This is a genomic window from Cellulomonas sp. P24, from assembly GCF_024704385.1.
Classification (GTDB): domain Bacteria; phylum Actinomycetota; class Actinomycetes; order Actinomycetales; family Cellulomonadaceae; genus JAJDFX01.
The window spans coordinates 4,024,705-4,050,475 of sequence record NZ_JAJDFX010000002.1 but is presented as its reverse complement, the minus strand read 5'-3'; the positions used below and the strand labels follow the sequence as shown (position 1 = coordinate 4,050,475).

Here is a 25,771-nt window from a genome sequence, read left to right as displayed (position 1 = left end):
TTCATGCTCAACCGGGCCCTCGGACGAGTGGTGGGCCCGAGGTCCCTGGACGCGGGGTGCCCACCGCTTGCCGTGCGAGTCGATCGTGGTGTCGATCGCCGTGGACGACCTGGTGGGGTGAGGCTGTGCCGGGTCGGTCGCGGGTGAGGTAGTCTCGCCGCGTTAGTCCACCACGGGAGTCCGCACCAGCGGGCTGAGAGGACGGCTAGGGCCGTCGACCGTTGAACCTGTCCGGGTCATGCCGGCGTAGGGAGAGCGTCACGATGCGCCATACCAGTTCTGCACCCGTGTCCACGGTGACCGTTGGTCCGATCCACGGCAGCACCAAGCATCACGTCGAGGTCCCGGAGTTTGCGGGGATGCGGGTGCCGGTTCGGCGGGTGAACCTGAGCAACGGTGAGCACCTGGACCTGTACGACACCTCGGGCCCCTACACCGATGCGACAGCCGAGATTGACCTCGAGGCCGGCCTGCCGCGGACCCGTGACCGGTGGGATCGTCCCGCGCCCGTTGACGGCGCCGCCACGCAGCTGGCCTGGGCCAGGGCGGGGATCATCACCGCGGAGATGGCATACGTGGCCGCGCGTGAAGGCCTGGCGCCGGAGCTCGTGCGCGAGGAGGTCGCGCGTGGGCGGGCGGTGATCCCTGCCAATCATCGGCACCCGGAGAGCGAGCCGATGATCATCGGCAAGGCCTTCGCGGTGAAGGTCAATGCGAACATCGGGAACTCGGCGGTGACCTCCTCGATTGCCGAGGAGGTCGAGAAGACGGTGTGGGCGGCCAGGTGGGGCGCGGACACGTTGATGGACCTGTCCACCGGCAAGGACATCCACCTGACCCGGGAGTGGATCCTGCGGAACTCGCCGCTGCCGGTGGGGACGGTGCCGCTCTACCAGGCGCTGGAGACGGTCAAGGGTGATCCGGCTGCACTGACCTGGGAGGTCTACCGCGACACCGTGATCGAGCAGTGCGAGCAGGGCGTGGACTACATGACCGTCCACGCCGGGGTGCTGCTGCGGTACGTGCCCCTGACCGCCGGTCGCGTGACGGGGATCGTCTCCCGAGGCGGGTCGATCATGGCGGCCTGGTGCCTGGCGCATCATCAGGAGAACTTCCTGTACACGCACTTCGTCGAGCTCTGCGAGATCCTGCGCCGCTACGACGTCACGTTCTCCCTGGGTGACGGGCTGCGCCCCGGGTCCATCGCGGACGCGAACGACGAGGCCCAGTTCGCCGAGCTGCGCACCCTGGGTGAGCTCACCCGGGTCGCGAAGTCCCACGGCGTGCAGGTGATGATCGAGGGTCCCGGTCACGTCCCGATGCACAAGATCGTCGAGAACGTCCGGCTCGAGGAGGAGCTCTGCGAGGAGGCGCCGTTCTACACGCTCGGCCCGCTGGCGACCGACATCGCACCTGCCTACGACCACATCACCTCGGCCATCGGCGCGGCGATGATCGCCCAGGCCGGGACCGCGATGCTGTGCTACGTCACCCCCAAGGAGCACCTCGGGCTCCCCGACCGCGACGACGTGAAGACCGGGGTCATCACCTACAAGATCGCGGCCCACGCCGCAGACCTGGCCAAGGCGCACCCGCGCGCCCAGGAACGTGACGACGCGCTGAGCCGGGCCCGGTTCGAGTTCCGCTGGGACGACCAGTTCGCGCTGTCGTTGGACCCCGACACCGCACGGGCGTTCCACGACCAGACGCTGCCGGCCGAGCCCGCGAAGACCGCGCACTTCTGTTCGATGTGCGGTCCGAAGTTCTGCTCGATGCGTATCTCTGCCGACGTGCGCACCTACGCCCGCGAGAACGGCCTGACCAGCGTGGAGGCGATCGAGGCGGGCATGGCCGAAAGGTCCGCCGCGTTCACACGGTTGGGCACCTCGGTGTACGTGCCCGTCGAAGGGGTGCGGCGATGAGCACGGTCCCCGAGCCCGCCACCGTCCCGTCGTCCTCCGGAGCCGCGCTCTCAACCGGTGCGCGCGCGTCCGCCCAGGACGCGATCCGCATCCTGGGTGCGATCCGCACGCGCGGGCCACTGGTGCACTGCATGACCAACATCGTGGTGGCGGGATTCACCGCGAACGTCCTGCTGGCCGTCGGTGCGTCGCCGGCGATGGTGGAGAACTCCGAGGAGTCCGCGGAGTTCGCCCGGGTGGCCGACGCCGTGCTGGTCAACCTCGGGACGCTGTCGCCCGACAAGGTCACCGCGATGCGGGCAGCGGTCGCCGCAGCGGAGCGTGCCGGCACCCCCTGGATCCTGGACCCGGTCGCCGTCGGTGCGCTCGGGTACCGGACGCGGTTCGCGGCCGAGCTCGTGACGCAGGGCCCGGCGGTCGTGCGCGGCAACGCCTCGGAGATCTTGTCCCTGGCCGGTGCCGCCGGTGCTGCGGGGCGTGGGGTGGACTCGACGACCACCTCGGTGGATGCCCTGGAACGTGCGGCCGAGCTTGCCCGGCGGGTGGGGACCACGGTCGCCGTCAGTGGCGCCGTGGACTACCTGTCCGACGGGACCCAGGTGCTGGAGGTGCACTCCGGTCACCCGATGATGACCCGCGTGACCGGCGTCGGGTGCGCCCTGGGGGCCCTGGTCGCGGCCTGCTGCGCCGTGGAGAGCTCCCCGCTGATCGCTGCGGGCGCCGCAACGACGATCTTGACCGTGGCCGGAGAGGTCGCCGCCGCGGCGAGCGCCGGTCCTGGAAGCTTCGCCGTCTCGTTGCTCGATGCCCTGGACGGCTTGGACGCCCCCACCCTGCGCACCCACGTCGGCTGAACGGTGGCCGTGGACCTGTCGGTGTACTTGGTCATCGGGGCGCAGAACACTCACCGGCGCGACATCGGGGCCACGGTCCGTGCCGCGGTGACCGGCGGGGTCAGCGCCGTCCAGCTGCGCGACAAGCACGCGTCCGCACGCGAGCTGATGGTGCTGGCCACCGAGCTGCGCGACGTACTGGCTGGCACGGGTGTCCCGCTGCTGATCAACGACCGCCTCGACATCGCCTTGGCGTGCGGTGCTCAAGGCGTCCACCTCGGTCAGGGCGACCTGGGCGCCCGCCACGCGCGCCGGTTGGCGGGACCGGGGTTCCTCATCGGGCAGTCGGTCCACCGACCCGAGGAGATCGCCGACGTGCACGCACTGCCCAGCGGGACCGTGGACTACCTCGGCATCGGCCCCGTGTTTCCCACGCGCACCAAGACCGACGCCCAGCCCGCGCTGGGGCTGGATACGCTGGCGGCTCTGCGGTCCTGCACCGCCCTTGCCTGCGTCGGGATCGGCGGCATCGACACCCGCAACGCACCGTCGGTCTGGGCGACCGGGGTCGACGGGCTCGCGGTAGTCTCGGCGATCTGCGACGCACCTGACCCCGGTGCCGTGGCCACCACGTTGCGGCGTGCCCGCCCATGATCGTCAACGCGTTGACCATCGCTGGCACCGACCCCAGCGGTGGTGCGGGCATCCAGGCCGACCTGAAGACGTTCTCCGCCCTGGGCGTCTACGGCACGAGCGTCATCACCGCCGTGGTCGCCCAGAACACCCGCGGCGTGGCAGCGATCCACCCGATCTCCGGGGCGTTCGTGAGCGCCCAGCTCGAGGCGCTGTTCGCCGACGTGCGCATCGATGCGGTCAAGATCGGGATGCTCGGCACCACACAGGTCGTCGAAGCCGTCGCCGGCGCGCTGCGCTGGCACCGACCTCGCTACGTGGTGCTCGATCCCGTCATGGTGGCCAGCAGCGGGCACAGGCTGCTCAGTCTCGAGGCGACCGATGCCCTGCGTGAGCTGCTCCTGCCGCTCGTCGACCTGATCACTCCGAACACCGCCGAGGCCGCCGACCTGCTCGGTGAGGCGCCGGCCGTCACCGTCGCAGACGCCGTCGACCAGCTCGGCAGGCTCACACGACTGTGCCCAGGTGTCCTGCTCACAGGAGGCCACCTCGACGGTCCGCAGTGCACCGACCTGTTGAGTATCGAGGGGGCAATCACCCGGTTCGCGGCGCCGCGCGTGGTGACCGGCAACACGCACGGCACCGGGTGCACGCTCTCCTCCGCGATCACAGCCCTTCGCCCAGGCCGACCCGACTGGGCCAGCACCATAGGCGACGCCAAGGACTACCTGACCGCGGCACTGCGCGCGGCGGAGGCCCTCGACGTCGGCCACGGCCCCGGTCCCGTGCACCACTTCCACGCCCTGTGGCCGCAGGCCACGACACCCCCGACAGCGCCCTGACGCCATGGCCCTGGTGCTCCCACCGGCACCGCACTGACACCGGAGCTGCCGGCCCCGCCTGCCTCGCACCACCCGGGGCGACCACGGGGCCGCCGGCCGCAACACGAAGGAAGGCAACCGTCCGATGTCCTCACGCACCACGCCGTCGGCCTCCCCCGCATCCGCGACGACGGACCCGAGCGGTCCGCCGTCCCCGTCACGAGCCGCCCCCACGCCGGTGGGTGCGGCCCGTAGCGCGGTTCGGGGCGGTGTGCTCGGCAACTACGTCGACCAGTTCGACATCTTCCTGCCCGTGATCGCCCTGGCCCCGGCCGCAGCCCACCTGTACGGGCCTGGAGATCTGACCGCGGCCATCGGCCTGGTCTTCGTCGCAACCCTCATCGGACGCCCCCTCGGCTCGGCGATCTTCGGCCCCGTGGCCGATCGAGTCGGGCGAGCCGCCACCACGAAGGTGACCATGGCCGGTGTCGCCGTCACCACGGCCCTCGTCGCCCTGGTCCCTGGCCGCGAGATCCTCGGGCCCGCCACGTTCTACGCGATCCTGGGCCTTCGCTTCCTCAGCGGTGTGTTCATCGGCGGCGGATACACCTCGGCCGTCCCCCTGGCCATCGAGTGGACACCTGAGCGTCGGCGCGGGCTGGTCAGTGGCCTGATCATGTGGATGTCCCCCTGGGCGAACGCCACCATCGCCGCCCTCGTCCTCCTCATGCTCAACCTGCTCGGGCCCCAGACGTACAGCACCTGGGGTTGGCGGATCCCGTTCGCGATGGGCGCGGCGATGGCGCTGGCGATGCTCGTCTTCTACCACCTGCACGTCACGGACAATCCCGACGCCGCACCCTCAGCTCGGGCATCCCGGCCGCTCTCTCTCGTGCTGGTGGGCCACAACGGGCGCAGCCTGCGCCACCTGCTGGTCCTGATGACCGGTCTGTGGCTGTTCACCGACATGGCCGTCGCAGTGCTCACCGGCCAGCTCAAGACCGTCGCCCACCTCAGCGACCAACACGTCACCCTCACCATGCTGTGCGCAACCGCCGCATCGGCCCTGGCCATGGTGGCGTGCGGGCACCTGTCGACTTTCACCGGGAGACGGACCTTCTTCATCACCTTCGGTGTCATCTCCGCGGTCCTCGCGCCATTGACCTACCTCGCCATCTTCCGCCAGCACACCCCGAGCTCGCTCGTGCTGCTGGTAGTCCTGCTCGAGGTCACCACCGTCTCGGTCTACGGCCCCGTCGCCGCCTACCTCACCGAGCACTTCCCGCCCGCGGTCCGCTCCAGCGGCTACGGGCTCACCTACAGCATGTCGATCGTCGCCCCCGCCCTGTACCCGTACTACCTCCCAGTGCTCCAGCATGCCCTCGGCACCGAACCGGCCGTCGCCGCACTGCTCACCCTCGCCGGGATCTTGACCGCCCTCGGAGCCGCAGGCGCCTCACGCTCACCCCGGCCCAACAAGCAGGCGCCAACAGCAATGCCCCCGGAGATCGGGTCCTTAACCCTGCGACACCCCCAGGAGCAACCATGACCCCGAGCCGCGATCATGACCTGAGCAACCTTAAACTGGCGCGCGCGATCGCCGACGTCCAGGGTGACCCGGCCTGGGCCGGTGCCACACCCGACGAACAGCTCGCGGAGGTCGTGCACCGGCTGGGCGAGAACGCCGCGGCGGCCTTCGCCGATGCCCGCGCCGCACTGGTCGCCGACATCGAAGACCGCCTGCTCACGACGATCGACGATGCGCCGTTCGATCAGTGAGTGCCAGGGTCGGCAGCACGGAGCTTCTGCGATGTCCAACTGCCATCCGGCGAATGCGCAGCTTGTCGGTCGCTTCGCGGCGCCAGGAGTCTGACCGGCACCTTCGGGTCGTACGAGAGTCCAGCGAGTGACGAGCGGCGAACGGCGCCCCGAGCCTCGGTGATCGTCGCCCGGTTCGAGTCCGTCCGGTCGGGCGGCCCCGCGTTGCCTACCGGCGCACTGCTTCGGCCGTAGCCGTGACCCCCTGCTGCGAAACCGACCGCTCGAGGCGAAGACCCGCTGCACAGGGGGCCGGCAGCGGGTCTTCGCGCCCGAGTTTACCGCGTCCGGTGCGCTGATTCATCGTGACGCTGGGGGGCATCGTGAGCTCGTCGGCTGGTCGGGGGCGCGCGAAGAGGAAGCCTTGGGCGAGGTCGCACTGCGCCTGCTCGAGCGAGTCGAGCTGGGTCTGCAGCTCGACGCCCTCCCCGACGACCGTCAGCCCGAAGGCGTGGGCTGCGTGGACGACCAGGCGGACGAGCTCATCGGCGCCGGGAGTGGAGGAGGCGACCAGGCTGCGATCGATCTTGAGGCTGTCGACGGAGAGGTTCTGCATCTGTCCGATGGAGGTGTAGCCGGTGCCGAAGTCGTCGATGCTGATCCCGACCCCGAGCTCCTGCAGGGCGCGCAGGTGCGCCAGGGCCACCGGTTGGTCGACCAGCACCGTCTCGGTGATCTCCAGCACCAGGCGATCGGCCGGCAGTCCGGCAGCGTCAAGTGCCCTGGTGACGTCCGAGAGGATCTCCGTGCTCGCGAGGTGTCGCCCGGAGATGTTCACGGCGACGGTCAGGTCGCCCGGATGGGGCGTGCTCCATGCGGCGAGCTGTCGGGTCGCTTCGCCCAGGACCCAGCGGCCCAGGTCGCAGATGAGGTTCGACAGCTCGGCGGTCGGGATGAACGCATCGGGACCGACCAGGCCGTGGCCGGGACGGTTCCATCGCACCAACGCCTCGTAGCTCGTCGTGCCGCGGGACCGCACCTCGACGATGGGCTGGTAGTGGAGCACGAACTGCCCCTGGTCCAGACCGGTCCGGATGGCGGCTTCCAGCTCGACACGTGCCAGGTGCTCGCGGCGTAGCGCGTCGTCGAAGATCTCGGCGCGACCGCGTCCTTGAGACTTCGCGCGGTAGGCCGCCGCGTCCGCCTCGTACAGCAGCACGTCCGCGTCGGTGCCGCCGTCGCGGACCACCGCGATCCCGATGCTGGCCGTGACGACCACCTCACGTCCTACGGTGCGCACCGGGGCGGAGATGGCTCTGACGAGGCGTTCGGCGAGGTCGACGACGCCAGCCTCGGTGTCCGGGGCCTCGACCAGGACGACGAACTCGTCACCCCCGAGACGTCCGACGGTGTCGCCCGCACGCACGTTGCCCTGCATGCGCCGGGCGATCTCGCGCAGGACGTCGTCCCCCGCGGCGTGACCGTGGGTGTCGTTGACCGCCTTGAAGTGGTCCAGGTCGACGAACAGCAGCCCGACCAGGCTCCCGGAGCGCTGGGCCCGGTTCAGGGCGGCTTCGATCATCTGGACCGCGTGGGAGCGGTTCGCCAGCTGCGTCAGCGAGTCGTGCGCGACCTGGTGGGCGAGGTCGTCCTGGGCGATGTCACGCTGCTTGGCCGACGCGCGGACCTCACGCATCGCGAACTGCATGCGTGCGACGACCAGGGCGAACAGCACGACCGAGCACAGCGTGACCGGCCAGGCGTCGACGGGCCTTCCGCGGACGAGCTCGACCGCGAGCGTGCACGGGGCGATCAGGATGGCAGCGGTCAGCGCCGCCAACCGGCGCGCCGTGAGCGGGGCGGGCGCCAGGCCGGGCTCGGACATCGCCGTCATCGACGGGTGCAGCGCGGCCGTTCCCCACAGGACGTACGAGGCCAGCCACGCCAGGTCCACTGCCCCACCCTGGTAGGACGAGTTGGCATTGAGCACCGCGAACGCGGTGTCGGCGACCAGCAGCAGTCCCGTCGCCGCGGTGAGCAGGCGGAACGCCACGGTTCGGGCACCGGGCCCGACCAGGAGCCGCACCAGGAAGGCGAGCAGCAGGATGTCCGCTGCCGGGTAGGCCACGCCGATCACGCGTGCGGTCATCGACTGCCCGGCGTCGCGCGCGATCGGACCCGCAAGGACGACCCAGGACAGCAGCCCCAACGCGACCGTGACGATGCTGCTGTCGATCACCCCGCCGACGTCGAGCCCACGCTCACGCACACGAATCAGGCCGACCAGCCCGATCGCGATCAGCGGGTAAGCGATCAGGTAGAAGGCGTCGGCCGGGGACGGAAACGGGGTGGTTCCTGCCACATCCTGGTACCAGGAGTACAGCCCGTCCCCCACGACCCAGCACAGCTGGCCTGCCGCCATCCAGTACCACGCCGACGCCCGCCTGGGTCGGTTGCCCCGGACCCCCACGGCGATCGCCATCACACTGGACAGACCCACCGCCACGTACACGAGGTCGCGCTCGATCTCGTCGGGCACCGCGAGGTAGACGGCAACGACCAGAGCGCCGCCCACAAGGTAGGCACGCCACAGAAGGTTCACGCCACTACATCGACGCACGCGCGACCAACATGAGGAGTACCGCGTACCGGGTCTGAGCGAGGCGCTCGGGGCGAGGTGTCACGAGCCGGGTTCCGCGCGTCTACGTGAAGTGCGGCCCGTGCCCGGAACCGAGACTCGGGTGGGGGTAGGCGTGGACGGCGACCTCCGCCACCTTCGGCAACGCCCCTGTCAACGCGTGCTCGCCGTCATGAGCGATCCGGTGCGCGTCGGCCAACGATGTCGCCGGGTCGATGTCCAGCACCGCGTCGGCGTGCAACCCGTGCCCGATCCACCGCATCCGGACCCGGCGCACGGCGATCACGCCCGGGACGTCGGCGAGGGCATGCTCGGCGCGGTGGATGAGGCCGGGCTCGACACCGTCCATCAACCGGCGGAACACCTCGCGCAGCGCACCGCGCAGCACCACCAGGATGGCGACGGTGATCCGCAGCCCGATCACCGGGTCTGCGAGTGGGACTCCCGCCGCGACACCCGCCGCCCCCACGACCACGGCGAGGGAGGTCAGCCCGTCGGCCCGCGCATGCATGCCATCGGCGACCAACGCCGCGGAGCCGATGCGGCGCCCGACCCTGATCCGGTAGACCGCGACGAGCTCGTTGCCGGCGAAGCCCACCAGACCGGCCACTCCAACCCATCCGAGATTCGCCACCGCCATCGGCTGGATCAGGCGGCGCGCCGACTCCACTCCTGCGACGACGGCCGACAAGGCGATCATCGCAACGATGAACAGCCCGGCAAGATCCTCCGCGCGGCCGTAGCCGTAGGTGTATCTCGCACTCGGGCGCCGCCGGGTCAGCGCGAACGCGATCCACAGCGGGATGGCGGTCAGTGCGTCGGAGAAGTTGTGCACCGTGTCGGCGAGCAGCGCCACCGACCCGGAGACCATCACGACCGCAAGCTGGAGCAGCGCCGTCAGCCCGAGTCCGAGCAACGAGATCTTGACCGCACGGATGCCGTGAACGCTCCCTTCGAGAGCGTCGTCGATCGCGTCCGCCGCATCATGGCTGTGAGGGAAGAACAGCCCATGCAGAACCCCGCGTACCCCGTGGGTGTGGTCGTGACCGTGATCGTGCGAATGGTCGTGACCGTGCCCGTCCGCGCGAGCATGGTCGTGGCGCGTGCCGTCGTCGCGACTCACTGCACACCCCGCAAGGCACGGGCGTCCGTCCCGTCCGACCGCGCCGGGACTGACACCGCGCCGTGGTGCGCCGGGGTCTCGGTCGCGGCGTGCTCGGCGTTGTGAACAGCGTCGGTGACCAGCCTGGCGATGTGCTCGTTGGCGATCCGGTAGAACACGCTGGTGCCCTCACGCCGCGTCTGTACCAACCGCCCGAGCCGCAGCTTCGCCAGATGCTGAGAGACGGCTGGTCCCGGCTTGCCGACCAGCGCCGCCAGCTCGTTGACCGCCAGCTCCCGACCGATCAGCACCCACAGCAGCTGCACCCGCGTGGGATCGGCAAGCATCCGGAACACCTCGACCGCCAGCAGTGCCTGCTCGTGCTCCAGCGGCTCATGCTGCATACCTGCATCCATACGCAGATGATAGAACATGCGCCGGCGTTGTCGACGGTCTCAGGTCTGGCTTGAGGGTGACCAGCGCGGGCCGTGGTGTTCAGGGCCGCTCGGAGCAGGTGCTCCTCTCAGCTCGCCGACTCCGACGTCAGCCCGGCACCGGACTTGCACCCGCGGAGCAAGGCATTCGGCAGAACGGACCGCGCGATGCCTGTGCCGCGGCCGGCACCTGTGGGGCACTGGGCGACCGTGGGCGCGCTGCACGGAGGGATACGACGCGGCTGGTGGGCGGTGGAGAGCGGAATTCGGAGTGTGGGGCTGGGCGACGGCATCTTCGGGCTGTCATGTGCCTGCGCAGTGCGTGGACGCCGTGGGGAGTGTGACGGTGAAGCGTGCGCCGCGGCCCGGTCCGTCGCTGTGGGCCGTGATGGCACCGCCGTGCGCTTCGGTGATGGCCCGGGCGATCGACAGCCCGATTCCGGAGCCGCCGTGGGTTCGATCGCGTGCGGTGTCGACTCGGTAGAACCTGTCGAACAGGTGCGGCAGGTGTTCTTCGGCGATGCCGTCGCCGTCGTCCGAGACGATGATGACGGCTGTGTCGCACGATCGGTCTGCTGTGACGGTGACGTGCCCGTGAGTCGGCGTGTAGCGGCGGGCGTTGTCGAGGAGATTCGTCAGCACCTGGGAGAGCCGGTCGGCGTCAGCGTCGACCACCACGTCCTCCGCGAGCGGTGCCACGCGTAGGGCGAGGTCGATGCCATCGTCGGCGTAGCCTGCGGCGGCTTGAGCCGTCGCCGCGCGAACGACCTGCGCAACGGCGACCGGTGCCCGTCGCATCGAGAGGCGGCCTTCCTCGGCGGTGGTGACCAGGGCGACGTCCTCGCTCAGGCGGGCGAGCCGGGTGACCTGATCGCGCAGCATGGCCACGGTCGACGGGCTGGCAGTCTCGTGTCCTTCGGCGATCGCCTCGAGGTAGGCGCCGAGCGTGCTGACCGGGGTCCGCATCTCGTGGGCGAGGTCGCCGAGCATCTGGGAGCGACCGCGCTCGATCCGGGCGAGGTCGGCGGCCATCGTGTTGAAGGCGTCGGTGAGATCGTCGAACTCGATCCCCATGTCGACGTCGGGGACGCGGGCGGAGTAGTCACCGGCGGCGATCTGCCCGGCGGCGCGGGTGACCGGGTTCAGCGAACGGGTGATGCGCCGGGTGAGGAAGATGCTGACGACAACGGATGCAACGAGGGCGGTCAGTAGCGCGAGCGCGAGCGTGAGTGTCGAGGCCGTGCGGAATGCCCGCTCGGCGTGGACGATGGCGTCGGGACTCGTCGCTCCGGCGCGGGCCATGTGCGCGTGGAACACGACAGGGCCGACGGCGGAGGCCACGACCCAAGCGGTGGCCGCGCCGACGAGCACCACGACGATGATCGCCACGAGGAGACGCGTGCCGAGGTCGCGTGGTCCCCGGCACCTGCCCCCGGTTCGAGTCATCGCCCGGGTCCGATCCGGTAGCCGACGCCTCGCACCGTGCGGATGAAGACGGCCGGACTCGAAGGCTGGCCGAGCTTGCGTCGCAGGTGTCCGATGTGGACGTCGACGAGGTGCTCGTCGCCGACCCAACCTGCACCCCAGACGGCTTCGACGATCTGGGCGCGCGAGAAGACCATGTGTGGGCGCGCAGCCAGGGCAGCCAGGACGTCGAACTCGGTCCGGGTGAGATCCACCGCGACACCCTCGACGTGGACCTCGCGCCCACTGACGTCGATGGACATCGACCCGAACACTGACACCTGGGGTGCGGGCGAGCCGTACGTGGTGTGGTGCCGTGGCCGACGGAGCATGGCGCGCACCCGGGCGACGAGCTCGCGCGGACTGAACGGCTTGGTGAGGTAGTCGTCGGCCCCGACCGAGAGCCCGATGAGCTTGTCGACCTCCTCGACGCGCGCGGTGAGCATGACGATGTAGCAGTCGGAGAACGTCCGCACCGCGCGACAGACTTCGATTCCGTCAACCTGAGGTAGCCCGAGGTCGAGCACGACGACGGCGGGGTCCCACTCGCGCGCTAGCGCGATCGCCTCTGCGCCGTCACCGGCTGTCCTGGTCTCGAAGCCGTCGCGGTCCAGGTACGACGCGATGATCTGAACGAGTGGTTGCTCGTCGTCGACGACGAGAACCCGTGTGCGTCCTGTAGCGCCTCTGGCAGGCACGGAGGCGGCGGATGTCATCTCCCCATCGTGGCGCCCGTCAGGCCTGAAGGCGGCACCTGAACCGCTACCGGCCTCGGCGAACATCAAATCTTCATCACCTGCACATCGCATGCACCGTGCCGCTGCCCCGGCGCTCTGCGAAGACCCGAGTTGATCGAGTTGCCGCCGGACTCCGCGCGCTGCATCTCCCACGCGGGTCCAAGCCCCCGCCGGGGTGACCGCATCCTCCCGGCCTCCCCCGGCGGGGCGAGCGTCAGGACGTCGTGGCGCTGGCGTACTTGTGCGGGTCTGCTGTGAATGTGGTGGCGCAGCCCGTGGAGCAGAAGTAGTAGGTGGTGCCGTCGTGCTCGAAGTTCGCGGCCGACGTGGCTGGGTCGACGCCCATGCCGCACACGGGATCGGTCATCTTCTGGGAGTTCTCCATCATGTCGTTCTCCTTGTTCTCATTGCGCCCGAGTCGGGCCACCGGGTCGGTGGCGGGGGTGCGGGCGTCGTCTGGGTCGGCCCGTGGTCCGCTGGAGCCGGTCGGCGTCAGGTAGTGGGCGGGATCGGCGACGAAGTCCCTCCGGCAGCCGTCCGAGCAGAACGAGTAGTCGACGCCGTCGTGCGTCGCGTGCCCGGCGGCCGTGTGCGGGTCGATGCTCATCCCGCACACCGGGTCCGTCACCATGGCGCCCGCATCAGCGCCCGTCGCCCCGGCTGGTGCCGTCTGGCTCACGACCGGCGCGGGCTGGCCGTCGGTGTACTTGGCGGGGTCGGCCTCGAACGTGTCGTGGCACTTGTCGGAGCAGAAGTAGTAGTCGTAGCCCTGGTGGGCGGTGTGGGCCGGGGCGTCGGCGGTGCGCACCTGCATGCCGCACACGGGGTCCTTCGCGTACCCGCCGCCGCCTCCGAACTTCGCCGCGTTCTTGTACAGGTAGTACAGGTACCCGAAGACGATCACGGCGAGGATGTCGAGGATGGTGGTGTAGTTCGGGCCGAAGTGGACGGTGGCGATGTCACCGATGAGGGTGCCGGGGACAAGTCCCAGGGCAGTGAAGATCCCCTCGGTGATCAGTCCGGCCAGGCTCATCACCGCCCAGAACACCAGCGAGAGCCGCAGGGCAAGACGGGTGCCGTAGAACTTGCGGTAGATGAGCACCAGGGGCAGGGCGAGCAGGTCGGCGAACACGAAGGCGATGACGCCTCCGAAGCTGATGCCGCCCTTCCACAGTGCGGCGGCCAGGGGCACGTTGCCCACTGAGCAGACGAAGCTGATGAATGCCAGGACCGGGCCGACGATGACGTTCTCGAGCGCGGACCAGATCCCGTGCCCGGTCAGGAACAGGGCCTTCCAGACACCGGTCGGTACGGCCACAGAGGCGAACCCCGCCACGACGAAGCCGATCACAAGCTCCTTGCGCAGCATCGTGACGTCGCTGATCGTGTAGCCCGAGGCGTCCGACCAGCCCGCCCGGGAGGTGATCCGGCGGCGCCAGGGCGTGGCCATGTGGGCGCCGGCGCCGGCGTGCTCCTCATGGGCGGTGCTCCGCGCCGAGCCGGTGCGCAGGCGCTCTCGTGCGGCGTCCAGGGCGGCGACGTCGATCACGCGCGGCAGGATCAGTGCCAGCAGCGCGATCATGATGAACCCGCCGATGAACTCCGCGACGGCGAACTGCCAGCCGATCAGCAACCAGAGCACGGCACCCAGCTCGAGCACCAGGTTCGTGCTGGCGAACATGAAGACCATCGAGGACGTGAAGTCCGCACCGCGAACGAACAAGCTCTTGGCCAACGCGCTCGCCGCGTAGGAGCACGAGGAGCTGACCATCCCGAAGAAGCTGGACCGCACGATCGTCTTCGGTCGGTGATCACCCAGGGCCCGCTGCATCTGCTGTTTCGACACGAATGCCTGCACGGCCCCGGACAGGGCGAACCCGAGCACCAGCGCCCACAGCGTGTCGTAGAACATCCAGAAGCCCTCGGCCAGGCTCGAGGCGATCGTTCCCAGAAACCCCATGTCACGTTCTCCCTTGCGTGCCTTGGTGTGGCCCGTCGTCGTGCGGTGTCGCCTCTCCCGATCGGGGCGCGCGGTGCACGTGAACGCGCAGCTCACGCCAGACGTCCCGCAGCTCAGAAACGACAAAACGCACACGACCCGTCAGGCCCGTCCCGCACTCGGGTACCCCCGAGTCGACCGGACAACCATCCCCAGCAGCTGGCATGCGCCTGCACCTCCTCACCGACGAGTGCTTTCGCGATTCCGCCGACGGCCCGTTCGTCGCGCACCCGCAAGAGCCGGTGCGAGCGCAGGCCCGATGTCGACACGCTTCGGTGTATTACGAACCACCATACCCCCTAGGGGTATTCCCGCAAGTCGAGGATCCGGGCGGGAGAGCAGGTGGAGCTCGCTCGCGCCGCAGGACAGTGCCGCATCCGCGCAACGAGCGATCCGACTGCGATGCAGGGTGTCGGAGCAGGTGACGGCCCGCGACAGAGCGTGGAGACGGTGTCCGGTCGAGAGTCCTGGCCGTGTGCCTCTTCAGGGAATCTTCGTCAGCCGTGCACCATCGACATCGGGTTCGCCCTCGATGCTTGACGCGGCGACGACCAGAAGGGAGAGCCCACGTGGCAACCAGCGGATGGCTCGTTCTCGCTGGCGTGGTCATGCTGTCCATCGCCTTCGGACTATGGGCTGTGGCGAGGATCTTCCCGGGAGACCCCGATCATCGCGGCGTGGCACCGGGCGGCTCCTTCGGGACACCCGGCGACCCCCCACCCCTGGCCTCAAGCACTGCGGACGTTCCGACCGCGCCACCCACACTCAGAGAGCATTGAACCGATGACCCGCAGACAACGAACCGAGCTCACCGACCGCCAGGCACGCGTGGCCGAGATCAGGAAGACCCAGAAGAGGTCCGAGCGCAAGCGCACCGTGATCATCGCTGCGGTCGCCGGGGTCGTGGTCCTCGGGCTGACAGGCACGACGATCGCCGTGATGGTGAACGCGAACCAGCAGACCGCGAGCGTCAACGCGGCCGCCAAGTCCCCCATCGAGGGCGTCAAGACGTTCACCGGTCTGTCGCGCAACCACGTCGAGGGCAAGGTCACCTACGCGCAGAACCCCCCGGTCGGCGGCGACCACTCCGCGATCGACGAGAACTGCGGGTACTACTCCCAGCCGGTCGCCGACGAGAACGCCGTGCACTCCCTGGAGCACGGCGCCGTGTGGATCACCCACGACCCGAACTTGCCCGCGGCCCAGCTCGCCACGCTGCGGGCCTTCGCGGCCAAGAACAGCTACGTCCTGGTGAGCCCGCGGTCCGGGCTCCCCACACCGGTGGTCGCCAGCGCGTGGGGAGTCCAGCTCCAGCTTCCCTCGGCCGAGGATCCGCGACTTCCCGTCTTCCTGAAGGAGTACGTGAACGGCCCCCAGACCCCCGAACCGGGGGCCGCATGCTCCGGCGGAACCGGGACGCCCGACGCACCATGACGCTGCCGCGCCTGGGCGTGTCGCTGCTCGTGCGAGTGCGGTTGCATCGGCGGACCGGACGGGAACGGGCAACTGACGTGAGGGGCTGCCGATGAAGCACCTCGCTCTGAACAACGAGTCCGGCGCGACATCCGGTGCGCCGACCGCTCGTCGCCCGTCGGCTCAGGAGGTCGGGTTCTTGAGGGCGGCGAGGCGCGCCTCGACCTCCACGGCGGCGCTGGACACCTCGAGCTCCTCGAACTGCGCGTCGAGCGAGGACGCCGCGACCTCGGCCTGACCGGCGGCCTTGGCCTCCTCGCGCCGCACCTTGTCCTCGAAGCGTGAGATCTCGCTCGTCGGGTCGAGCACGTTGATCGCCGAGAGCGCGCCCTGGACCTTGGACTGGGCCTCGGCGCTCTTCTGCCGGGCGACCAGCGAGTCACGGCGGGTCTTCAGGTCGGCGAGCTTGTCCTTCATCGCGGCGAGCCCCGACTTGAGCTTCTCGACGACCTCGGTCTGCGAGGCGATCATCGGCTCGGCCGTGGTGGCCTCCTGCTCCGCGGCGATCTGCTTGCCGATCGCGACCTTGGCGAGGTTGTCGAACTTGTCGGCGTCCGCCGTGCTGCCCGCGGCCCGCAGCTCGTCCGCACGCGTCGACGCCGCGAGCGCCTTGCGCCCCCAGTCCGCCGCCGCCGCGACGTCCGCCGCGTGATCCTGCTCCGCCAGACGCAGGTTCCCGATCGTCTGGGCGACGGCGTCCTCCGCCTCGGCGATGTTGTTCGTGTAGTCGCGGATCAGCTGGTCGATCATCTTGCCCGGGTCCTCGGCGCGGTCCAGCAGCGCGTTGATGTTCGCCTTCGCGAGCTGGGTGATGCGACCGAGCACCGTCTGCTTCTCTGCCATCGTCGTTCCTCTCGTCGGTGGTGCCGTCGTCCCGCAAGGAGCATCGGGACGTGGGGTTGGCGGTCGGGTCAGCAGCCCCGGCCGCGAAAGCCGCGACCGCGGCCTCGCAGGATCTGCTCGATGAGAATTCCGCCGAGCATCATCTCGGCAGTCCCAGACGCGCTGGGCGAGGCTCCGCCGGGGTCTTGCGGTCCGTGCTCCGTGGAGGGGGGACACGTCGCGTTCCGCGAGAACCTGGGCATCGTGGACGAGCTGCGCGGCGCGATGCGCCTCTGTGAGCGCATCCTCGGGCTCGCTTCTTGCCAGAGCCTGTGCCCGTTGGGCGTGGCGCACGCCATCGGCCAGTCGCGTGCGAGCCTCTGCACCGATGGTGGCGCGGTGCGTGTCGATGTAGGCGCTCACCGCGCCGATCTGGGCGTCGGTGTGCCCGAGGAGCTCGGAGAGGCGCGCGTGCGCCTCCTCGGCTGTCGCCGCGCGCTGGCGCAATGGGGTCACGATTGCGGCGAGCTCGGCCTGCCGCTCTGTCAGGACGCGCAGCGTACCGAGGGGATCAGTACCACTGCTGGCGTGCTGCGCCGCCGCGATCGCGATCGCGGTCGTGGCCGCGGCCGTTGCGGAGATGACCGCGGGGTCCGCCGGTGCCAGCCGCTCGGCCTGGGCGATCTCCTCGCGCAGCGCCGTGACAGCGTCGCCCAGGTGGCTTGCCGCGTCCTGGAGCTGGGCAGGCAGTCGATCGACCACATCGAGAAGCCCGGCCGCCTCGTCCAGGGCGGACCGTGCGGCCCGGACGGCTGCGACCGCAGCTGTGCGGTCATCGCGGGCGAGCGCTGCGCGCGCGGTCACGAGACTCGCGGCAGCCTCACCCGCAAGGGTGTCGGCACGCTCGAGGTGGGCGCTGAACGGGGCGAGCGCGGTCTCGGAGTACGAGCGCGCCAGCGTCTGCAGGCTCGTTCGGGCAGCAGCGTTGCGCGCCCCGAGCAGTCGCTCCTGCCGGGCAGCTTCGTCGAGCAAGGCCGGGGCCCGGGCCTGGGCCGCGCGCTCGGCGTCGAAGTCGTGCGCATGAGCTTCAAGATCGTGGGTGACCTCACGGCAGATGCGGATGATCTCGGTCGCGACCATCCGGGTCCGAGGTTCGCTCGACGGCCCGGCGTCATCAAGCTCGCCCCGCAGGGCGAAGGCACGCGCCACGCTCACCTTCGCGGCCGCGACGGCCGACTCCAGCGGGGCGGCCGCCTGGGATCCGAACTGCGCCTGGGCGAAGCCCAGCTCCTGCTCCCAGTTCCTGAGCGCGTCGTCGATCGCGACGAGAGACGCGTTCGCGCGACTGCGCAGCGAAGCGGTCGACTCTGCGTCGAGCTCGACGCGGGCGCGGTCACTCGCGCCGCTGGGCAACTCCCTGCGACGTCGCCGCGCGTCCCTGCGCCCGACGGCCACGAAGATGCCGACCAGCACACCAAGGATCGCCAACAGGACACCGGTACCGATCACCGCGATCGTGCCGAGCTGATCGCTCACGCGTGCTCCCTTCCGTACAACTCACTCGCTCCTGCTGACGGCAAGGTTCGCCCTCGACCCGCGACGACCAGGGGATTCCCCGCTCCCCTTGGGCGCGGAGGGCCGGGGTCACCTCATCGAGCGTGCCACGGAGGGCGCCTCAACCGACGGTGAGCACGGTGTACATGCCGTCGGCGTAGTGCCCGGCGATGTTGCACACGAGCTCGTAGCGTCCGGGCGCAAGGGTCAGGCGGACCCACCCCGACGCACCCGGAGTGATCCCCTCCCCCGCGCCGGCGCCACCGGAGTTCGAGGCCTCACCGAGGCTGGCCGTCTCGTCGACCTTGTTGTCGGGCCCGATGCTCCGCGAACCCGGCGCCACGCCGTCGGCGAGCGGCAGGACGACGAGCTCATGGTCGATGCTCCCGATGTTCGTCGCGACGAACGACACCGTCCCGGCAGGAACCGCGCTCCGGTCCACGCTCAAGAACATCGCCTCACCCCCCATGCCGGAACGTCCGCCCATCATCGCGCCGCCCATGTTTCCCAGAGAGACGTTCACGACCGTTCCGGGGAGCTCGGGAACCCGGGTGGAGGAGTCCGACGTCAAGCCGCGGACCATCGCATACGCGCTGGGCGCGGCACTGTCACCAAGGGCACCCGACCCGGCAACAACGGCGACGACGGATCCGAGGAGCAGCGTGACCGCTCCGACCAGTGCCGCAATCAGCCGCCCGCGGCGAACCGGGGCCGACATCACTGGCCTCCCCGGGCCGCGACCAGTGCCGCACGATGGGCCTGGTAGGTCTCCAGGTCGATCTCGCCGTGAGCGAGTCGCCCGTCCAGGATCTCCAGCGGAGACGGCAGCTGAGGACTCACCGGGCCTGAGGCTGTGACCGGCGTAGCGCCGGTGCGGGCGCCAGATGGCAGCAATCGCACGACGAGCCAGATGATCGCCGTGATCAGGACGATCCAGAACAGCCCCATGACGACCCACAGGCCACCGCTCATGCCGCTTCCGTACCAGCCCATCATGTCGAGACTCCCTCGCTCGCGGCCCGATTCCACCGATGACTCCAGCCTCGCGGGGCAGTACATAGATCCCCGCGTGGAACGGCGAAGGTTCGACAAAGTTCGCGGCGCACGCCCGCCGAACCGCCATGGGAGCGGAGGAGCGACGCGAGCGGCACTGCGAACCTCCGGGGAGGTCGGCATCGCACGGGACGCCTCACCCCCGCGTATCTTCGTCGCGTGCGCCCGGACCGAGGGCGTCCCTATTCCCTGGAGGATCGCGGCGCTCCAGGTAGTGCGCGTACAAGCGCACGAGCACGGCACGCTGGGCTGCGTAGCTCTCGAGGTCGATGTGTCCCTCGGCGAACCGGCGATCGAAGAAGTCGAGAGGATTCTCCGCCCCGCTGATCTGACGATGTGGGGGTGGCTCGTCGACAGCGGGTCGACGTTCACCGACGGACGGCCAGGTGGCCCACACGATCGACGAGAGAAGCGAGGTCCAGGTCAAGATGCCGCAGAGGAGTCCTCCAGCGGCGGCGACGGCCGGGAGCCACGCGGGCACGGCAGCCTCCCCTCGGTCGGGCGTGTCGGAGGTGTCACGCGTACGGCGGCGGAAGTGCTCGGCCGCTCAACCGCACCGTGCCTCGCCGGTTCGTCGGGTTCGCGAGCCGCTCAGGCAGCGGGTGTAGACGGCGCGGACGGACTCGCGCGTCGGCAGGCTCGGCGCACACGGCCCACTTGGGCGGCAAGGGCGATCCAGATGGCCGCCACGATGAGCAGGAGGGCGAGGACGACGTTCTTGCCTACTGTCGAGAAGGGCTTCGTCGGTGCAGGCGTGTAGGCGGATACGGCCTGGGTCACGTGGACGGTCGTCTTGGCAGTGACGACCTTGCTCCCCGCCGGGTTGACGCTTGCCACGAACGTGTCGGCGCCGCTGAGGGTCGGACGGTAGGAGAGGTGCGCCGCACCGGAGGCATCGGTCACCACCGTACCGATCGGAACGTCTTGGCCTTGGGGCCCGAACTCTGTGGTGACGACGTAGAACGAGACCGACATGTTGCCACCCGGGCTGCCGTCACTCGCGACGACCGTCGCTGCGAGCTCGACGGTGTCGCCGGTGAGCTTGGCGCTGACGCTGAGCGCCGGTGGTGAGGTGACGGTGTCCGCTTGGGCAGGGCGCGCGGAGGCGACGCCGAGCACACCTCCACCGAGTAGGATCAGGATCACGGCGCCGACTCGGACGGTTGGGCGCCTCGGATGCGACGTGGCTGGCACGTCGAGCTCGACTCGAGGTGCAGGTTGGGTCGCGCCGGTGATCTCTTCCATCTCGTCGATCGACAGCAGGGGGAAGATGCGGAAGAGCAGCATGATGAGGAGGGGGACGGCGGCCACACCGGCGAGGGTCATCGAGATGGCGATCCAGCTGAAGTGGAACGTGCCGAACGTGCCGTCGACACGGTCGTAGGTGGAAGGGTCGACCACCATGAGCATGCGCTTGAGCCACATGGATGGGGCGACGAATGAGGCGGCGACGACTAGGCCCGGGACGGTGCGGGTCCATGGCAGCGCGATGAGCAGGAGCGGGACGATTCCCCCGCAGACGACGAAGAGCCAGAACCAGAGCGCGAAGTGGCCGACGAGCAGCTCGTGGAAGACCGCACTCGTGCCGGGTTCCCCGACGTATGCCCCGGGCAGGATGTCGGCGAACGTCAGGTACAGGTAGGTCATCGAGAAGACGGCGAGGATGTAGCCGAGTCGGACGAAGTGCCGCTCGTGGATGAAGGCCTCGAGGTGGTATCCGCGACGGAACCCGGCCACGACGAGGATGACGAGCGCGACTCCCGAGTACAGGGCTGCCACGACGAAGTACGGCGCCCAGATGCTCTCGTGCCACCAGGGCCGGCTGACGAGGGCGAACGCCCAGGCGAGAACTGAGTGCACGGAGACCGCCAGCGGGATGATCATGATCGAGACCACCCGGAGAGCCCCGTGCAGGACTCGGCGCTGTCTCGGCGATCCGACCCATCCTCGAGACAGCGCGTTGTACAGCCGCGCTCGGCGACCGACCCGCATGCGGTCCGTGATCAGCGCGATCGCGGTATCCGGCACGAGCGGGAGCGCGAAGAACACGATCGACCCCACCGCGTAGGTGCACACGGCGATGAAGTCCCAGAAGATCGGCGACGACAGGTTCGGTCGGGTGACAAGCTCCCAGATTCGTTCGGGTCGACCGAGGTGGGGAATGATGAATCCTCCACCGACGATGACGGTCACGACGGCCGTCCCTTCGGCAAGGCGTGTCAAAGGCGCCCGCCAGTCGGCTCCGGTGAGCCGAAGGATCGCCGACACCACCGCTCCGCCGTAGCTGACGCCGACGAACGTGACGACGTCGGCGATGTAGATCCCCCAGAATGCCTCGTCGTTGTAGCCGGCGGAGCCGAGACCTCGGCGTAGCTGAATGATCCAGGCGACGAGGCCGAGCACCACGACCGCGCTGAGGGCGGCGATCAGGATCCAGTACCCGCGCCCGGGGCGCCCCAGGGATCGCAAGGCGGCCTCACGCACATCAGCGCGAACCTGGACCCCCTCGTGCGTGGTGTCGCGGTTGGTCGTCATGTCGAGTGTCATCGTGTTCACGCCCCGATGGATTGGCCGTGGCCGAGGATGTAGTACACGCGAGGGTTCGTTCCGAGTTCCTCCTTGAATCGGACGGCGTCGTTGTCCTTCAGGAAGGTCGACAGCTGCACGGTCTGTCCCACGCTGTTGGTGGCGACGTCGGTGACCAGATCTCCGATGTACAGGGCGCCCATCGGGCAGCCCGACACGCAGGCAGGAAGCTCTCCGTGAGGGAGGCGGTCGGCGCAGAACACGCACTTGCCGACGGTGCCGACCTTCTGCGGTACCGGCATCTCAGGTGTGGGTGGGAAGGGCAAGCGCTTGACCGGCGCCGGCTCGGTCCAGTTGAAGTACCGCGCCTCGTAGGGGCACGCGGCCATGCAGGTCCGGCAGCCGATGCAGACGTTCTGGTCGACGAGGACCAGACCGGTGTCGGTGCGGAACGTGGCGCCCACGGGGCATACGTACATGCATGGCGGGTCCTCGCACATCATGCAGGGTCGTGGCATGTGGAATGTGCCGCCGGCGCTGTCGGTCATCGGGTAGACCTTGATCCAGGTCTGTTCCTTCGGCAGCTGGTGTCGTTGCTGGCATGCCATGGTGCAGCTCTCGCAACCGTCGCAGTGACGCAGGTCGATGACCATGACCCAGGCGTGCTCGGCGGCCGGGAGAGTTGCCGCCTCGGCGTCGTCGCGGTAGCTCAGCAGGTCGAAGCCGGCGCTGATCCCCGCTGTCACGATTCCCAGCGCTCCGAGCCTGGTGAGGAGCTGACGCCTGCTGAGCGAGGTCGGCCGGCTCTCCTGGTCCCCTCCCGGAGGAGCGGGAGTAACCTGCTCCTCCGGGTTGTTGGTGCGCGCCACGGTCGTTCCTTTCTGGTGCTGTCCAGCTGTCCGGCGGTCGGCCTGCTCAGGCGACCGTGAACGTGCCCTTCATCCAGCCGGTGGTCGCCATCGCGCCGCCCATGCCGTCCGTCCCGTCACCGCACGGGGTCAGGCAGCGCCAGGCGTAGGTGCCGGCGGCACCGGTCTTGAAGGTGAAGGTCACCGTGGTCGTCCCCTTCTCCGGCGCCATCGGGATCGGGATGTTGATCCCGAGGCTCGGGACCGTGATCGTGTGGGCGATCTGTGTGTTCGCGATGGTGGTGACGGTCTTGCCGTCGACCGTCTCGGTTCCGCCCGCGACCGTGTTGTAGGTCGAGCCGTCGGGAAGCGCACTGAGCATGTCGTCGTGCGCGGCGATCGTGAGGGTCACGGTGGTGTTCGCGGGCAGGGCGAAGTTGCCCTTGAAGTCGGTCGGAACGCTCGTGCCGTCACCGGCGACGTAGCGCGGCCAACCCGCCTTGTGGGTGACCCAGCCGTCGGGCCCTGAATCCGCATCGAGCTGCAGCGTCATGGCCACGTTTGCCGACGCGGCGGCGGGGGCATGACCAGCGGCGGACGACGTTGCGGCCGGCGCGGTCTGACCGGCGGCGCTGCCGCCGCACGCTGCGGTCGTCACGGCCACGGTTCCCGCGACAGCTCCGACGAGCAGGCCCCGCGTCAGGCGGGCACGACCCGATCTTCCCGATGATCCAACCAGTCTCACAGTCCGTCTCCGTTTCGTCAGGATCGCAGCTCAGCGATCGGCAACCCCGGTGAGCCCGCTGGGGGATCACCGCGTCCGGGACCATGGTCGGGTGCCCCGGTTGGCGTCACCAGGGCGTTCCCACGCACGTTGGCGGTGCACTTCGCGCACCCCGATGGCGGTTTCCACCCACGCGGATGGGTGATTGCCGCCATCGCCGTCGAGCGACTGAGGCGTAGCGTCGACCTGTGCATCAGCCGCCGATCCGGGTCGTCGTGGTGGACGACCATGCGCTCCACCGGGACGGCACGCGTCAGATCCTCGCCCAGCACACCGATCTGCTCGTCGTCGGCGAGGCCCACTCCGGCGAGGTAGCGATGAGCATCGTCAACCAGCAGCGGCCCGACGTCGTGCTCATGGACATCGGGCTTCCCGGCATGAGTGGTGTGGAATCGACGCGACGCATCCACACGCATCATCCGGACGTTCGTGTGCTCATGGTGACCGGCTATGACGAAGACGAGTACGTGCGCGGTGCTCTGGAGGCCGGCGCGACCGGGTACATCCGCAAGACCGCGCCGGGGCGGGAGCTCGTCGACGCCATCCGTGCCGTCGCCGACGGTGCGACCGTTCTTCAGGCGGGCCTGGCCGCGCGGGTGCTCAGTGGCCGCCGGGTCGACACCCGATCCGAGCTCACCGATCGGGAGCTGGAGGTCCTCTCGCTACTCGTGTCGGGTCTGCACAACAAGGAGGTCGCCACGCGGCTGTTCATCAGCCCTCGGACCGTTGAACGCCACTGCAACAACCTCTACGCCAAGCTGGGCGTGGGCTCACGATCTGAGGCGATCGTTCGCGCGCTGACGCTGAAGCTGGTGACGGTGGGCGATGTCCGCGGCTGACGCCATCCGGCTGACCAGCAAGTTGGCCGTGACGCGGCGACGCGTTCTCGGGCGGCTGTGGGGCTTGCGGCCACCTATTCACCGGATGCAGTTCTGGATCGTCCAGGCGGGTGTCGCTGCGGTTGCCGTGTTCCACGTCGGCTTTCTCGACGATCTTCGAGCGCGTCTTCCGCTGGGGTATCCGCCGTCGATCACCGCCATTCTGCTTCTTGTCCCCGTCATCTACGCGGCTTTGAACTTTGGTGTGCGCGGCGCCGTCGCCACGTCACTGTGGGCCACCTTCCTGATGGTCCCCGACGTCGCGATGGAACATGCAGACGATCTGCGCAAGGCGTGGATCGAGGTGAGCGTCCTTCTCGTGGTCAATGCCGTCGCGATCGTCGTCGGCCAACGGGTCGAGCGCGAGCTCCGTGCCCGTCGCCGTGCCGAAGCTGCCCTGCGGTCGAGCGAGATCGCTCAGAGGCGCTATCGCGCGCTCTTCGAGCAGCAGCGAGACCCGCTGCTGATCGTCGACGGCTCGGGAATCGTCTCCGAGGCGAACGCGGCTGCCCGGGCGTTGTTCGGTGACACCCGTGGTCGCGCGCTGACACAGCTACCTCTGCCCGCCGTCGAGCAGGCGGGGGCCGAGGCGACAGAGCCCTTCTCGCTCACCGATCCGCTCGGCGTGCCGCACTGGTACATCAAGAGCACCCGCCTGGTTTCGTTGACGACGGACACGCAAACCACCCAGGTCGAACTCACCGACGTGACCCATGAACGGCATCGGCAGGAGGAACAGCGTGACTACACCGCGCGATTGCTGACCGTGCAGGAGGAGGAGCGACGTCGCCTGGCTCGGGAGCTGCATGACGATCCGCTCCAGACGCTGATGTTCCTCGTGCGGTCGCTCGGTGAGCTGGCTGATGCGGCGAGTCTTCCTGCCGACGCGGCAGCCCAGGTACGCCGTGACAGCGAGCTGGCCGATGCGGTCGTGGCGGCGTTGCGCAAGGTGATCCGTGGGCTTCGACCGCCCGTGCTCGACGACCTGGGCATCGTCGCGGCACTCAAGCACCTGGCGGCCGAGGTGCAAGAACGGTGCAAGCTCCCCGTCGAGGTCCGCGTCCACGGCACCGAGATCCGGCTGCCTGCACAGACAGAGCTGACACTCTTTCGAGTCACGCAAGAGGCGTTGAGCAATTCCGTGAGGCATGCGCACGCAGACCACGCCGTGGTGCATCTGAGGTTCGGGGCGGACATCACGCTGAGCGTCATCGATGACGGTGTCGGCGTCGACACGACCTCTCGGTTGCCGACCCAGACCGGAGGTCTCGGGATTCCGGGCATGCGCGAACGCCTCAGTCTTCTTGACGGGAGTTTCACGGTCCGACCCGGACCCACTGGGGGAACGGTGGTGAGCGCACGAGTCCCGGCGCGCCGGAAGGACCCAGGATCCGCAGGTGACCGTACCGCGAGCACGAGCCAACGGGCGCGGGAGTGGAACGGCTGCGAGTAGCCCGGCTGTGGTGCTGCTGACGGCCCCACGGGGTCGAAT

General features: G+C 69.3%; 21 protein-coding genes and 1 riboswitch. Of the genes, 9 read left to right on the top strand and 12 right to left on the bottom strand.

The genetic code is table 11. The annotated features are described in order from the left end of the window. The first annotated feature begins 162 nt into the window (after positions 1–162). Positions 163–271: riboswitch (TPP riboswitch) on the top strand. The 6 genes from thiC (at position 264) to LJB74_RS18860 (ending at position 5,988) form a co-directional block, all read left to right on the top strand. Further along, positions 264–1,922, top strand: a complete 1,659-nt coding sequence (gene thiC, locus LJB74_RS18885) for a phosphomethylpyrimidine synthase ThiC (protein WP_259309973.1) — start codon at positions 264–266, stop codon at positions 1,920–1,922. It overlaps the preceding riboswitch by 8 nt. Next, positions 1,919–2,776: a hydroxyethylthiazole kinase gene (thiM, locus tag LJB74_RS18880; RefSeq protein ID WP_259309972.1), complete on the top strand. Its 858-nt coding sequence runs from the start codon at positions 1,919–1,921 to the stop codon at positions 2,774–2,776. The genes thiC and thiM overlap by 4 nt, the downstream gene beginning before the upstream one ends. A gap of 21 nt (positions 2,777–2,797) precedes the next feature. Continuing rightward, the gene (gene thiE / locus LJB74_RS18875; RefSeq protein ID WP_259309971.1) at positions 2,798–3,409 is read left to right on the top strand and encodes a thiamine phosphate synthase; all 612 of its coding nucleotides are present in this window, start codon (positions 2,798–2,800) and stop codon (positions 3,407–3,409) included. 11 nt (positions 3,410–3,420) lie between these two features. Further along, positions 3,421–4,230, top strand: a complete 810-nt coding sequence (thiD, locus tag LJB74_RS18870) for a bifunctional hydroxymethylpyrimidine kinase/phosphomethylpyrimidine kinase (RefSeq protein ID WP_310650871.1) — start codon at positions 3,421–3,423, stop codon at positions 4,228–4,230. 124 nt (positions 4,231–4,354) lie between these two features. Then, complete coding sequence (locus LJB74_RS18865; protein WP_259309969.1) at positions 4,355–5,758, top strand: MFS transporter; 1,404 nt, start codon at positions 4,355–4,357, stop codon at positions 5,756–5,758. Beyond that, positions 5,755–5,988 (top strand): hypothetical protein, encoded by a 234-nt coding sequence (locus LJB74_RS18860; RefSeq protein ID WP_259309968.1) that lies wholly within the window; start codon positions 5,755–5,757, stop codon positions 5,986–5,988. The genes LJB74_RS18865 and LJB74_RS18860 overlap by 4 nt, the downstream gene beginning before the upstream one ends. 208 nt (positions 5,989–6,196) lie before the next feature. Here LJB74_RS18860 and LJB74_RS18855 read toward each other — a convergent pair whose 3' ends face one another. From LJB74_RS18855 to LJB74_RS18830, 6 genes are all read right to left on the bottom strand, one after another. Then, entirely contained in the window at positions 6,197–8,569 is a 2,373-nt protein-coding gene (locus LJB74_RS18855; RefSeq protein ID WP_259309967.1) for a bifunctional diguanylate cyclase/phosphodiesterase, read from the bottom strand. Positions 8,570–8,669: 100 nt separating this feature from the next. Beyond that, positions 8,670–9,728: a cation diffusion facilitator family transporter gene (locus tag LJB74_RS18850; RefSeq protein WP_259309966.1), complete on the bottom strand. Its 1,059-nt coding sequence runs from the start codon at positions 9,726–9,728 to the stop codon at positions 8,670–8,672. Then, the gene (locus LJB74_RS18845; RefSeq protein WP_396125197.1) at positions 9,725–10,141 is read right to left on the bottom strand and encodes an ArsR/SmtB family transcription factor; all 417 of its coding nucleotides are present in this window, start codon (positions 10,139–10,141) and stop codon (positions 9,725–9,727) included. Before LJB74_RS18845 ends, LJB74_RS18850 begins: the two co-directional genes overlap by 4 nt. 303 nt (positions 10,142–10,444) lie before the next feature. Beyond that, positions 10,445–11,530, bottom strand: a complete 1,086-nt coding sequence (locus LJB74_RS18840; protein WP_259309965.1) for a cell wall metabolism sensor histidine kinase WalK — start codon at positions 11,528–11,530, stop codon at positions 10,445–10,447. A 53-nt stretch (positions 11,531–11,583) separates the two neighbouring features. Continuing rightward, on the bottom strand, positions 11,584–12,321 hold the full coding sequence (locus LJB74_RS18835) for a response regulator transcription factor (RefSeq protein WP_259309964.1): 738 nt from the start codon (positions 12,319–12,321) through the stop codon (positions 11,584–11,586). 235 nt (positions 12,322–12,556) lie between these two features. Then, complete coding sequence (locus LJB74_RS18830) at positions 12,557–14,302, bottom strand: permease (RefSeq protein ID WP_259309963.1); 1,746 nt, start codon at positions 14,300–14,302, stop codon at positions 12,557–12,559. Positions 14,303–15,124: 822 nt separating this feature from the next. Between LJB74_RS18830 and LJB74_RS18825 the strand changes: the two genes are divergently transcribed. Further along, complete coding sequence (locus LJB74_RS18825) at positions 15,125–15,775, top strand: DUF3105 domain-containing protein (RefSeq protein ID WP_259309962.1); 651 nt, start codon at positions 15,125–15,127, stop codon at positions 15,773–15,775. Positions 15,776–15,937: 162 nt separating this feature from the next. On the opposite strand, the gene LJB74_RS18820 is transcribed toward LJB74_RS18825, so the two are convergent. From LJB74_RS18820 to LJB74_RS18795, 6 genes are all read right to left on the bottom strand, one after another. After that, positions 15,938–16,657: a PspA/IM30 family protein gene (locus LJB74_RS18820; RefSeq protein ID WP_259310415.1), complete on the bottom strand. Its 720-nt coding sequence runs from the start codon at positions 16,655–16,657 to the stop codon at positions 15,938–15,940. Between the two features lie 1,654 nt (positions 16,658–18,311). Continuing rightward, positions 18,312–18,908 (bottom strand): sulfocyanin-like copper-binding protein, encoded by a 597-nt coding sequence (locus tag LJB74_RS18815; RefSeq protein WP_259309961.1) that lies wholly within the window; start codon positions 18,906–18,908, stop codon positions 18,312–18,314. Continuing rightward, complete coding sequence (locus LJB74_RS18810) at positions 18,908–19,162, bottom strand: SHOCT domain-containing protein (protein WP_259309960.1); 255 nt, start codon at positions 19,160–19,162, stop codon at positions 18,908–18,910. The genes LJB74_RS18815 and LJB74_RS18810 overlap by 1 nt, the downstream gene beginning before the upstream one ends. A 672-nt stretch (positions 19,163–19,834) precedes the next feature. Beyond that, on the bottom strand, positions 19,835–21,778 hold the full coding sequence (nrfD, locus tag LJB74_RS18805) for an NrfD/PsrC family molybdoenzyme membrane anchor subunit (protein ID WP_259309959.1): 1,944 nt from the start codon (positions 21,776–21,778) through the stop codon (positions 19,835–19,837). Between the two features lie 17 nt (positions 21,779–21,795). Then, entirely contained in the window at positions 21,796–22,638 is an 843-nt protein-coding gene (locus tag LJB74_RS20945) for a 4Fe-4S dicluster domain-containing protein (RefSeq protein WP_259309958.1), read from the bottom strand. 46 nt (positions 22,639–22,684) lie between these two features. Then, positions 22,685–23,170 carry a hypothetical protein gene (locus LJB74_RS18795; protein ID WP_259309957.1) on the bottom strand — a complete coding sequence of 162 codons (486 nt, stop codon included), beginning with the start codon at positions 23,168–23,170 and terminating at the stop codon, positions 22,685–22,687. A gap of 419 nt (positions 23,171–23,589) precedes the next feature. Between LJB74_RS18795 and LJB74_RS18790 the strand changes: the two genes are divergently transcribed. After that, on the top strand, positions 23,590–24,240 hold the full coding sequence (locus tag LJB74_RS18790) for a response regulator transcription factor (RefSeq protein ID WP_259309956.1): 651 nt from the start codon (positions 23,590–23,592) through the stop codon (positions 24,238–24,240). A 127-nt stretch (positions 24,241–24,367) separates the two neighbouring features. Continuing rightward, the gene (locus tag LJB74_RS18785) at positions 24,368–25,732 is read left to right on the top strand and encodes an ATP-binding protein (RefSeq protein WP_259309955.1); all 1,365 of its coding nucleotides are present in this window, start codon (positions 24,368–24,370) and stop codon (positions 25,730–25,732) included. Positions 25,733–25,771: the final 39 nt, after the last annotated feature.